Annotated in this window: 11 protein-coding genes; 6 read left to right on the top strand and 5 right to left on the bottom strand. The window is 41.3% G+C overall.

All coding sequences use genetic code 11. The features are described 5' to 3' along the window. Positions 1 to 482 precede the first annotated feature (482 nt). On the bottom strand, positions 483 to 755 hold the full coding sequence (locus MSWH1_RS16885) for a UPF0147 family protein (protein WP_048130057.1): 273 nt from the start codon (positions 753 to 755) through the stop codon (positions 483 to 485). A 245-nt stretch (positions 756 to 1,000) separates the two neighbouring features. Between MSWH1_RS16885 and MSWH1_RS16880 the strand changes: the two genes are divergently transcribed. After that, positions 1,001 to 1,618, top strand: a complete 618-nt coding sequence (locus tag MSWH1_RS16880; RefSeq protein WP_048130742.1) for an Sjogren's syndrome/scleroderma autoantigen 1 family protein — start codon at positions 1,001 to 1,003, stop codon at positions 1,616 to 1,618. 408 nt (positions 1,619 to 2,026) lie between these two features. Here the strand turns inward: MSWH1_RS16880 and MSWH1_RS19520 are convergent, their stop codons facing one another. After that, positions 2,027 to 2,215, bottom strand: a complete 189-nt coding sequence (locus tag MSWH1_RS19520) for a hypothetical protein (protein WP_156148228.1) — start codon at positions 2,213 to 2,215, stop codon at positions 2,027 to 2,029. A 359-nt stretch (positions 2,216 to 2,574) separates the two neighbouring features. Here MSWH1_RS19520 and MSWH1_RS19515 point away from each other — a divergent pair, with 359 nt between their 5' ends. Beyond that, on the top strand, positions 2,575 to 2,757 hold the full coding sequence (locus MSWH1_RS19515) for a hypothetical protein (protein WP_156148227.1): 183 nt from the start codon (positions 2,575 to 2,577) through the stop codon (positions 2,755 to 2,757). Between the two features lie 230 nt (positions 2,758 to 2,987). Here the strand turns inward: MSWH1_RS19515 and MSWH1_RS16870 are convergent, their stop codons facing one another. Together MSWH1_RS16870 and glyS are read right to left on the bottom strand one after the other, a co-directional pair. After that, positions 2,988 to 5,444 (bottom strand): DEAD/DEAH box helicase, encoded by a 2,457-nt coding sequence (locus MSWH1_RS16870; RefSeq protein ID WP_048130055.1) that lies wholly within the window; start codon positions 5,442 to 5,444, stop codon positions 2,988 to 2,990. 290 nt (positions 5,445 to 5,734) lie between these two features. Then, positions 5,735 to 7,576, bottom strand: coding sequence for a glycine--tRNA ligase (gene glyS / locus MSWH1_RS16865; RefSeq protein WP_048130054.1), 1,842 nt, complete (start codon positions 7,574 to 7,576; stop codon positions 5,735 to 5,737). A 320-nt stretch (positions 7,577 to 7,896) separates the two neighbouring features. Here glyS and MSWH1_RS16855 point away from each other — a divergent pair, with 320 nt between their 5' ends. From MSWH1_RS16855 to MSWH1_RS16845, 4 genes are all read left to right on the top strand, one after another. After that, complete coding sequence (locus tag MSWH1_RS16855) at positions 7,897 to 8,931, top strand: potassium channel family protein (RefSeq protein ID WP_048130052.1); 1,035 nt, start codon at positions 7,897 to 7,899, stop codon at positions 8,929 to 8,931. 49 nt (positions 8,932 to 8,980) lie between these two features. Continuing rightward, positions 8,981 to 9,121 (top strand): hypothetical protein, encoded by a 141-nt coding sequence (locus tag MSWH1_RS19775; RefSeq protein ID WP_156151256.1) that lies wholly within the window; start codon positions 8,981 to 8,983, stop codon positions 9,119 to 9,121. Between the two features lie 132 nt (positions 9,122 to 9,253). Next, complete coding sequence (locus tag MSWH1_RS16850; protein WP_048130051.1) at positions 9,254 to 9,565, top strand: nucleotidyltransferase family protein; 312 nt, start codon at positions 9,254 to 9,256, stop codon at positions 9,563 to 9,565. Beyond that, a complete protein-coding gene (locus tag MSWH1_RS16845; protein ID WP_048130050.1) occupies positions 9,553 to 9,975 on the top strand; it encodes an HI0074 family nucleotidyltransferase substrate-binding subunit in 423 nt (140 codons plus the stop codon). The genes MSWH1_RS16850 and MSWH1_RS16845 overlap by 13 nt, the downstream gene beginning before the upstream one ends. Positions 9,976 to 10,110: 135 nt before the next feature. On the opposite strand, the gene MSWH1_RS16840 is transcribed toward MSWH1_RS16845, so the two are convergent. Continuing rightward, positions 10,111 to 10,905 (bottom strand): CPBP family intramembrane glutamic endopeptidase, encoded by a 795-nt coding sequence (locus tag MSWH1_RS16840; protein WP_048130049.1) that lies wholly within the window; start codon positions 10,903 to 10,905, stop codon positions 10,111 to 10,113. Between the last annotated feature and the right edge of the window lie 937 nt (positions 10,906 to 11,842).

Below are 11,842 nucleotides of genomic sequence, written 5' to 3'. Positions count from 1 at the left end.
ATGGCTATAGTCTTAATCTATTGCCTTATTTAGTATATTATTTTATTTAGCCTGTATAAAATGATTCTGAGATTCTTTATATCTTTATCCCTTTTTTTAGCTCTTCTTTCACGCATAAACTCTATGCATTTATTATTCTTTTGAAGTCCTGATCATTGTATGGATTTAAAATTCAGTTCAGAGAAAAAAGATAGAAAATAGATAGAAGTTATAAAAAAGATGAAAAAGGTTTTTACCTCATCGACATCCCTCTTTTTCAAAGTTAATTCTAAAATCAGCTGGAAACGACTATCAAAATTACCAAGTAGCTTCTTTTCAGCTTTTTGTTTAGAATTTTATGAAGTTCGGGATTTTTAACAGAAGCGTTTCAAGAAACGAATCTGGGCGTGTTTTCTTCCCGGGAGCTAAATTCTTTTTTAAGACGCTCTCGGGCAAAATCCTTTTTATACAGGATTAGAAAAATTCTTTTGCTGTCTCTGGCTTTACTCATCTACTGGAATGGTTTCAAGCTGGCTTGAAAGATTCCATATCAGAGTCCTGGTGTGCAGAGGAAGGTTCGGGTCGTTGCTTATATCTTCGAGAATGGAAATGCTTGATGCTGCTCTAAGGAACAGAGGTTCGGATTCTTTGTTCAGGATATCCATGATTTCATTCACAGAACGCCTGATATTTCTTGGAACTGAAGAGTCACTGGTTATGCTGTCAAGGACATGAAGACATTGTCTGATAACTTCTGCTGAATCATTTGATGACATCTGAATCACCTTCGCAGTCAATTATGATTAAAAATTAGAGCTTATAAATTAGTGTAAGACAGGCTTGTTATATAAAATATTATCGGTAATCCATGAGCCTGATTGTGTCGATGTCTTCTCTTTGCGATTCCTGGCACAGACATTTTTCTGCTTTGTGCGTGGTAAAGGTAGTTTCATATAGAGGGAGCTACAGGAAAAATATTATAAAATAAGTGATAAACTGTGCAAAAAGGACGGTTAGGCATATGGATTCTGACAAAGACAAAAAAGTAAAGCGAATAGCCCGTTTCCTGGAACTCGGGGGCACAATGCTCGCCGAACACTGCAAAGTCTGCGGAGCCCCAAAATTTCGTTACCAGGGCACGGTAATCTGTCCTATCTGTGATGTCCGGGAAGAAACGGAAGAAACTCCGGCTCCCGAACCTGTGGCAGAAGTCCAGGCTCCAGAAGCCAGCTCTTCTACTGAGAGAGACAGGTACTCTTTTGAGACCAGAAAGAAAGTACAGGCACGCAGACAGAAAGCAAGGTTAGGGCAAAAAACACCCGATACCAGAGAGGAAGAAGATGAAGTTTCTCAGTTTGCCGAAGAAGAGATTCCTGAGACCCCTTATGAGGCTGAAGAGGTAAGAAAAACGGTTCCTGAAGTTAAGGCCGCCTCTGCAGTTCGGGCAGGAAAAAGAACAGAATCATCCACGGTTTCTACAACTCATGGAGATTGCGAGGTGCTGGAAAACCTTCTCTTTAAAAAGATGGTCAGTATTGCATCTTCTCTTCAGGATGAAAAGAACTCTCGCAGCATTGCTGAGCAGTTCGACCTGGTCGAAAAAGGTATTGGTTTGATAGAGCGGCTGAGGCAGATATAATATCTAATTGCAGGCAGGGAATATCTAATTGCAGGCAGGGAATATCTAATTGCAGGCAGGGAATATCTAATTGCAGGCAGATATAATATCTAATTGCAGGCAGATATAATATCTAATTGCAGGCAGATATAATATCTAATTGCAGGCAGATATAATATCTAATTGCAGGCAGGAAATATCTAATTATAGGCAGGGTTGAAATAGCCAGGGGCAGGGATGGGCGAGCCAGAAATAAGATCAATTCAAGCTAACAATAGGTAGAAATACTGCTAAGAATATGCAGGGTTAAAGATATTTTTCAGACAAAATCTGGAGAAGGCAGTTCTTCTGAAGATTTGCTTGAGGAATCTGGATTTCCCTGTTCCAAAGGATCTGGATTTCCCTGTTCCGTTTCCGCCTTTACTAAGTTTAGTATGCCCCGACTGGCAGGAATTTCCCTGAAAACCCGAAGTTTTTTCTCAGTAAACTCTGGTCTGGAGGTGTAACCTTTTTCTCCCCTGCCTGCGGCAAACTCCAACCAATGTCGATTTTGTTGTCCAGGATATTTTTAAGGCTTTTCTCCCCATCATATACTAGTATTTTAATTTTAATCTCCATATATATCTATTATATATCAAATAGCGATTATTTATTTCATATTTCCTGATCTTTCATTACAGTTTTACACTTTTTGATTACAGGAATCTACTTTTCTGGTTTCAATTTTTACAGAAGATGTTTTTTAAATAAGTGGGCTTCTTCTTCATGTGATGCTGTTTTTAATCTTAACTCCGTTAACTTAAGCAAGGTGATCTGAAAGGAGGTTTTTTCCATAATTATTTATCGTTAAGGATTCCTCCATTTTTTTGAAAATCGGTATTTTGAAACTATCAAATCTATCATGATTTATCGTAAATTTCTTTTAGGAGTGTTTATATTTATGACCATATGAATGTATATTGAGAGGTGATGAAAGCATGCGAGAGATATACAGAGACCTGCTTTCATGTCTGATTACCTTTTTGAGGATGCTTGGAGCGATGATCCTTCTCTTCCCTTTAGGGTGGGTTTTCATCTTTCTTGGTGTACTGCCTGAGCCCAAATGTACAGTTCACAGGCAGCATCTTGAAAAAACACTCTGCAACGTCAAAAGGTATTGATAGGACAGGTTTTTTCTCGCAGGAATTCCTCTGGGGATTCCTCATTAAAAAACGATTTTTTTTCCTGGAGACTACAGGTTGAGTACTGTTATTTCAGGCTTTAGTATGCAGTTTTCCTCAAATGCTGTTGCCAGATATCCTCCTATTATCATAATATATCTTTTTCAGCCTGAATCTTGGGAAAATTTATTTTTTATTCTTTTACATTCTTTTACTTTGTTTTCGTACAATTACCCTTTATATGAACTTTCGAGGATTTCTCTGATTTTGGCTGCTGTTTTTGGTCCTATTAGTTTTACTTTCTTCAGCTCTTCAATATTAGCCCTCATAATAGCTTCTACCGAGCCGAAATGCAAAAGGAGGTTTCTTGCGGCTTTTGGCCCGATATTCGAAATAGAAGAAATAAGGTATTCCTGCTGCTCGGCAAGAGTGCTGGCAGATTTCTTTCCGTGAGGATTGATTTCATTTTTGTTTTCTGTCTGCTCCTTTTTTGCGAGTAGTTTCAAAATAGAAGCTGTTTCTGCCTCATCTCTGGAATTAAGGATGGATACTCCAAAGTCGATTGTAATGGATACAAGTGAACCGTAAATAGCGTTCGGGTTGATCTGCCTGGAAGTAAAAAGATCTTCCCCTTCAATAATCAGGACAGGTTTTTCGTACACTCGCGCAAGGTCAGAGAGCTGGGCAAAAAGGTTGCGTTTTCCGTCGATCAGAGAACTTGCAAAGTCATCCGTGCGCTTTCTTTCTACTGCAAGGCGGTCGCTTACCACGTAGTCTCCGATTTCGAGAGCCGCAAAGCTGAGTTCCATCCCGAGCCTGTCCAGGGTCTTTGCAACTCCGCATTTCGTCTCCCTGTGGTCAATCACTATTCTGAGAGGCTCGGTTTCGGGTTCTTTTCCGGATATTTCCGATTTATTTTCAGATTTCTTTCCGCAAAGAGCTTCGAAGTCTACCAGGGTTTGTTGCCTCTCTTTTGCGTTTTTCCTGAGATTCTCAGAACTGATATTGATGCCGTTCTCGTCTTCATCCTCGTTTTCCATTTCGATTTCTTCTATTTTCAACTTTGAGTCTGAAGTACAGGATCGGCTTTCGAAATCCGAAAGTTCTGCACTCTTCTTTGAAGCTTTTGGGGTAAAGATGGTTTCAAGCCCATGCATGCTGTTAAGCATCCTTTTTTCCTTATTTTTGCTGCTCCAGTAATAGGCTTCGTCCCGCGTGCCTTTTGTCACAAGCACAATTACTCTACCTTTTTGCTGCCTGCCGGTCCTGCCCTTGCGCTGGATGCTGCGGATTTCCGAGGGGATGGGTTCGTAAAATAAAACCATGTCCGTGGAAGGGATATCAAGCCCTTCTTCAGCAACTGAAGTGGCTACAAGGGCATTGTATTCCCCTGCCCTGAATTTTTCGAGGATTTCCACCTGCTGCTTTTGCGTAAGTCCTTTGTCTTTATGACGCGAACCCTGCCCCACAAAACGAATAGGGACAATTCCCGGAGCCTTAGAAAGGGCATTTGCTACTATTTCGGCAGTGTCCCTGTAGTTGGTAAACACAATTACCCGGGAATCGGGGTTTTCTTCCAGCTGTTCGGATACGATCTTCCGTGAAAGCTCGAGTTTAGGATGTTCTACATCACATTCCTTTACCCTGTACAGGGCTTTTCTCATGTAAAGATCATCCATGAGCCGTTTTGCAGCTTTGCTCGCACTGCTGGAAGAGGCTTCAGCCTCCAATTTCTCCAGGTATTTTCTTAGAGTCTCAAGCCCCTGTGTCTCCACCATTTCCACAGCGTGGTTCACCTTCATCATCTCCGCGACCACAGACATGGCAGAGAATATTGCAGGGTCTCCCCCTATACGGATTTCACCCTGAAGTTGTTTCTGGAGAAGCAGGAGGTCTTTTTTGGAGATGTATTTTCCACTGCCTGCAGAAAAGCCCAGCTCTCTTATGGTTTTCAGCCGATCATCGAAGATCTTTTCAAGATAGCCCCGAATTTCAGCCATTTCGGCAGGAAGCAGAACTTGGAGCCATTCTATTTCTTTTTCCTGCACATAAGGGCGAACATCTCTGTCTTTCTCGGTTTTCACAGCTACGTTTTCAACATGTAAAGCCTGGCAAACCTCTGCGATTTTCTCGTCCGAGCTGCCCGGACTTGCAGTAATTCCGAGCACATGGGGATTTTTTGCGCTCTCAAAGTACTTTTCCGCAATAAAGGTATAAGCATAATTTCCGACTGCCCTGTGGGCTTCATCAAAGGTGATGTGGCTTACATCTTCAAGGCTGATCCGTTTCGTAAGAAGGTCGTTTTCAATCACCTGGGGGGTAGATACTATCAGCTTCCCCCGTGCCCAGAGCTTTTCCCGCTCAGCAGGGGCAATGCTGCCTGTAAAAGCCAGAATCTCTTCTTCGGGAAGGGTCATCACCTTTTTAAAAAAGGCGGCATGCTGGTCTACAAGAGGTTTTGTAGGAGAAAGGATCAGGGCTTTTCCCCCGAAACGCTGGAGCCTGGAAACAATTACAAAAAGAGCTATAATGGTTTTTCCAAGCCCTGTGGGGAGTACAACCAGGCTTGATCCCTCCAGGGCTTTTCCTGCAAGGTTAAGCTGGTAAAGCCTCTGCTCAACTGTTTCGGGCTTTATCAATGGATGTTTCATACATGCCTGTTTATCAGGAAAAAGACTTTCGGTCATTTTGCTTCAGATTTATTTTATTTCAGGATTATTTTATTTCAGGATTATTTTATTTCAGGATTATTTTATTTCAGGATTATTTTATTTCAGGATTATTTTATTTCAGGATTATTTTATTTCAGGATTATTTTATTTCAGGTAAATCTTTTTTCAGCCTATTCCGTTTCAAGGTTATTTTGTTTCAAAGCTCTAATTCAATTCTAAAAAAGTAATATTAATCTGTAATAAAAAATAAAAGTTTTGCTGCAGGATTTTTAACCCGCAGCTCAGGAATTGCAGTATCCTTTATTTTAAAAGTTAAAGGGCTTGCCTGCGGATTCGAAGCTTCTGCCTCTGTAGATCAATTCGTATAGCACGTTTTCGATCCCTTCGATAGGAGCCCGGACCTGGCGCATGGCGTCTCTGTCCCTGATTGTAACGGTCCCATCTTCAAGGGTGTCGTAGTCCACGGTAACTGAGTAAGGAGTTCCGATTTCGTCGTTTCTCCTGTAGCGGCGCCCGATGGTCCCGGAGTCATCGTAATTGACAAGCAGGTTCTTTTCCCTGAGTTTTGCAACAATTTCCTTTGCCGGGTCTGCAAGCTCTTTACGGGTCAGGAGGGGAAGGACTGCAACCTGTACAGGAGCGACTGCACTTGAGAAATGCATCACAAGGCGGGTTTCCTCTTCGCCTTCTCCTTCACCCTTTGCTGTTTCGGGTTCTTTTTCTATCTCTTCTGTCTCTTTTGCTTCTCCTGTGCCTTTAAGTCTGGATTCGGCTGCCTTCTGGGCAACGTTTTCTTCGTCAAAGGCATGTTCCATTACGCCGTAGAAGATCCTGTCTATACCGTAGGAAGGTTCAATAACGTGAGGAATGACATTTTCTCCGCTGACTTTTACGGTTTCTTCAGCAAAGTCCACCACATCGGAGCTGATTGTCAATTCTTCCCCATCTACGGTGACTTTGATTTGATCTTTTGAGAGCGAGAGCTCTGCTTCAGAAAGCTGTTTTAAGGCATCTGAAACGGCTTTTGCTTTGCCCTTGAAGAGAGGGCCGAGTTTGCCCATATTTGGCTTCACGACAAAGCGGGTAACCATTTTAGGCTCGTCGTATTCCACATAAACGTAAAGTTCGGTCTTGCTGACTCTTGTATGGGCTTTGAGGTCATAGTCCGTCCTGTCGGCAATTCCCACAATCTCCACCCATCCAAAGCGGTCCGTTTCGATTTCGGCGTCCCAGCAGTCGATTGCATAATGCGCCATCTCGTCTTTCAGGTGCTGCCTGAACCTGAGCCTTGCAGGGTCGATACCTACCTTTGTCAGGAACTCGTTTGTGAGTGCGATGTTGTAGCCGAGAACCTCATGAGCAATGACTCCAGCCTTTACAGCCTCTCGCACGGTCATTCTGAAAGATTCACCCTGCTGCTGTGCCTCCTGCGAATAAAGCATAAGTTCCCTGTCCGCAAAACGGTCGAAGTTGGGGTGTTTCTTGTTCCTGGGGTCAACAAAGATCTCACACTCAGCCTGCGTGAATTCCCTGAGCCTTATTACGCCCTGCCTTGGTGCGATCTCGTTCCTGTAGGACTTGCCGATCTGTACTGCCCCAAAAGGCAGTTTATCCCTGTAAAAGCGGGACAGCCTCTGAAAGTCCACAAACATCCCCTGCGCCGTTTCCGGCCTGAGGTAACCCTGTCTTCCAGTCCCGGGCCCGATTGTGGTCTTGAACATCAGGTTAAACTCATATGCGTCGTTGAATTCTCCACCGCATTCAGGACAGGTGATCCCCTTTTCTTTTATGACCTCTGTGAGCTGTTCTGCACTCAGGGTTCCTGCCGCATCCGTGACGTTTTCCACCAGATGGTCCGCCCGGAAAGCTTCTCCACACTTTTTGCACTCGCAGAGAGGGTCCGAAAAACCTCCGACATGTCCGGATGCAACAAAAACGTCCTCAATCCCTATTGTCGGGCACTCGATTTCCATATGCCCTTCCTGAATGACGTAAAACTCTCTCCAGATCTGCTCAATCCGCCTCTTTAACGTGCTCCCGAGCGGCCCGTAATCATAAAACCCACGGCTTCCGCCATACAGCTCAAAGGAGTTCCACAAAAAGCCGCGGCGTTTTGCCAGCTCGAATACCTTCTCGTACTTGTCCATTTTATAATCCTCGTGAAATTGATTGGGGGATACAGGGTAATTGTAAATTCTTAATTTGTCCGAAATATTAGATGGATAAAGGAAATCATTATATTAAATTTGCACTGCTCTGGGGCGGGTTGAGGGTGTGAAGGGGATTGTGGAGAAAGTTCGAGAATAATAATATCTCTGGAAAATCAAACTGAAAGTTTTGATAAATTCTTATTGAGATCATTTCACAAAATTTAATATGTACAATATCAAAAGACATTCTGATGAGGTTCTGAAAGTTATTTTTTTTTTTTTTTTGGGCTATTTTTTCATTTTTAGTGCTTACTTCCATGTCAATGGTCAGTCTGGCAGCCGAATATAGTAGAGAAGTTCAGGCTAGTGAAATCTTAAAACAAATTGAAAATGGAGATGATGTAAATCTTACAGACTGTCGAATAATTGGAGAACTCGATTTAAGTGAAATAGAACTTCAAACTGTTCCAAATCCAAGGTATAATGAATCATTGGAATTTGGAGCCTTTAATGAGGAAAAATGGAGATATTATGGAGGAAATAAAGATTTAAAGGTTGTTGAGAGTAATATTAAAATTCATAATTCAATATTTGAGAATGATCTTGATTTTTCAAATGCACTATTTAAAAAGTCCTTCTTTTTTGTTGACGTAAATTGCTCTTCTACAGCTAATTGTATAAGTACAAATTTTAGTGATTCTGCCACCTTCGTGGGTGCTACTTTTGGCGATTCTGCCTTCTTCGATGAAGCTACTTTTACCGACACTGTCGATTTTTTAGGTACTCAGTTCAAAGAAGTTACATTAAATAATACTGATTTCGAAGAAATGCGGGTTAGTTGGGATTCCTTAGAAAATTCACTTGTTTTTGATGGATTAACTTATGTTAAATTAGTTCGCAATTTTAGGAATCTTGAACAATTTGGTGATGCAGATGCTGCTTATTTCCAATATCGAAAACACCGTCAAGCGGAAAAGCCGTGGATTTTGTTCCAAACAGAATGGCCATGGATTTCGTTCCCAAAATGGGGGGATATTTTTATGCGGCTTACTTGCGGATATGGTGTGAAACCTTTTCGTGCATTTGGTTTAGGTGGTGGAATAGTTCTATTATTTTCTCTGCTTTACTGGGGGGGAAATGGGATTTCTCGATTAAAAGAAGAGAAGGATAATATGACGGAAAATAATGAAGGTGAAATTCAAAAAACAACTTTTTCTGATGCCTTTTATTTCAGCATGGTTACTTTTGCTACAATTGGGTATGGAGATTGGTATCCGATTGAAGGATTTTTGGGCTGGTTGACTCTAGGTTTGTTTTTGGTAACTTTAATGAATGTGACTATCAGGCCCTAATTCAGGAAGTTCAGATAATTTTAAGCAAACAGACATCAAAGAATGATCAATGCAAAACCTTAACTCCAAACTCGAACTCACAACAAAATCCTTAATCTCTTTCCACGAATTCCTCTCCGAACCTTACTCTCCAATCATCCGCGATGCCACTCTGCTCAGATTCCAGTGCAGCGTCGAAATCTTCTGGTAGCTCCTGAAAGACTATCTCTGTGTCCATGAGGGATTTGTCTGCGAGTCGTTTAGGTACATTTTGAGTTGGACTTGAAAATTGTCTGTGACTAACATTAAATTCAAGTATTGAAAACCCTTAAATGAATACTAGATGAGCAATCTTTCCCCTATCTATCAAAAAAGCATTAAGGATCTGAAATTCCTTGTTTTTGAAACTTTAAAAGAAGAAAATGTTATTGTCGTACTTTTCGGTTCCAGGGCAAGGGGGGATTTTAGTCGGGTCTCTGATATAGACATTGGGATCATTCCCGGGAAACATTTTGACCGGAGAAAATTGGTTTTCTTAAAAGAAAGAATTGAGGACCTTAATATTCCATATACAGTTGATGTTGTAGATCTTTCCCGGGTTTCGGAAGTTTTTAAAAACAAAGCGCTAAGAGAAGGGGTCGTATGGACACGTTAAAGCTCAGGATCGAATACGCCAAAAAAGCACTCAGAACTTTAAAAGCTATCACAGAAGAACCTTTTTCAGTAATAGTTAGGGATGCGGCTATCCAGAGGTTTGAATATACTTCTGAGGTCTTCTGGAAAGTCGTTAAGGGCTACCTTGATATTCAAGAAGGAATCATCTGCAACTCTCCCAAGTCCTGTTTCAAGGAAGCTTTCAAGGTTGGTCTTCTTTCTGAAGAGGAAACCGTAAAAATTCTTGAAATGGTGGATGACAGAAATCTCACATCTCACACTTACCATGAGGACGTCGCGGAAGAAATCTATCGCAAAATAAAGGATTACTGGAAACTTATGGATGAGGTTTGCAGGCGGGTTGTTGAAAAAATAGAGCTGGACTTTCCGGGGAGCCCGGCAGAAAAATAAAAATAAAGTTGTAAAAATCCGGTTGGGATTTGTTTTTTGATTCTTTGAATGGGGATGATTTCTCTGTTTTTTGTTTTTTCAGGGGTTTTGCGCTCTGGCCGCGCTGAGGTGTGAGACATGACAGGTTTGAGACAGCTATTGAAGCTGCCTCGTTTTCCATTTTGCTTTCCATAATAGTGCAATTCCTAAAATAGTAAGAATTAGCATTTGCCAGTTTTGTGAAAGCGGGCCTAAACCAACCGATCCTTCAAGGGTATCACGGACTTCATCAAATGCGGCGTGATACACAGTCACTACAGCTAAACTTTGTGTGCTTGACCAGATGTAGGCAAATACAACTGCATGCATAATTGTCGGTATTAAACTGATAAGCATAACAAGGGGCACTGAAACCAGAGGATTACCCGTCATTTTCAGTCCCATCACAACTAAAACTGGCAGGTGCCAGACCCAGGTGATAAAACCATGCAAAAGTAGTGCGCGGCGGGTACTGTATCGAGCAAATAAGCGGGGTAACAAATATCCACGCCAACCGAACTCTTCTCCAAAAGCCGGAATAAGCGTGATTGTAAAGCTAAGTAAAAACCCAGCCAGAATAGTTGTGGGGCTTACTTCTTGAGGAGCTTTATATATTCCCAGCAGCTGTTCAATTACTCTCGGGAAAACCCACAAAAATAATGCCAGTGCAAAAGCGTATACATAATGCCTGGGTTTGCCCCATTGCCAGCCGGCATTTTCAAACCCATCCCTGAATACAAACTTGCCGGCAATATAAGTGCCGACAGCAACCATGATCATTGATACTAAAAGGAGAGGTTTGAAGGCTTCCCCTAAATATGGGTAGGCAATCTGAAAAGGCCATGAAAGAGCAAAAACAATTAACAAATAGACTTTTAATGAAAAGGGATGGTCAAAGGTTCCGTTTTTCATGAAAATAATGTTTTGAATTATGATAAATACTTTTTGAAAGCTTGATCTCTGCGCCAGGTGTGCATTACAATACGGGTGTGTACTGTTTTTGTGACCTCTTCTTCTTTACTATTAATACTCAGCTTTTTTCTCCTGTTTGATGCCTGAAACGTTCATTGGAGAGTCTGGATATTATTTGGGTGTTCATATATAATTCTCTTATACAAGCTCAACAGCTTTTAATATCACAAGTTTCTAAAGCTAGAGTCGGTGGGGTAAATATGGCATTTTCAATATGAAGATGCCTCTTTGAGATTACGTCGGATAGTGTATACTATACAGGATGTCTTCAAACAGAAGGCTTCTTTTTGAGATAGAGTTGGGTAGAATACGTTATACACAGGGCATTTTCAAACAGAGAATGCTTTGAGGTAATGTCTGATAGAATACATTGTCAGTGGGGTAATGGTAAAATGTTAGTAAAAAGTTTAAAAGAAATCATAAAAACTGTAATAGAAGAGAAAAGTGTACAAACGGAAACGATTATGAAGATGGCGGAATGGGTCCATAGTCTGGAGTTTCTAACAATAAAGGTGATAATATTTTCTTTAACTGTTTATCACCTGTATGAATATACGGTTAAAACAATTGTACTTTAAAACTGCACTTTAAAAGTGCGGCCAATATGGTACTGCAGGTTTGCCTCCTTTCGAGGTTAAATCGAAAAGTCTGCTTTCTACTGAGAACGAAATGTATCCAGGCTAATGTTAAGGGGGATCCGGTGGGATACCAGTGTTCAGTTAAAGAGACAGACGGCTGCCACTTTTGGTATGGCAGGACTTATGCATTTCAACTTTACTCATATGAAACGGGAAATGAGAAATGAGAAATGAGAAATGAGAAATGAGAGGTAAAATAAAATGAGAACCGTAAATCTGAGGCCCCAAACGTTAAGGCA

It is taken from the genome of Methanosarcina sp. WH1 (assembly GCF_000970005.1).
Lineage (GTDB): Archaea > Halobacteriota > Methanosarcinia > Methanosarcinales > Methanosarcinaceae > Methanosarcina.
This window is presented reverse-complemented; position numbering and strand designations above follow the sequence as displayed.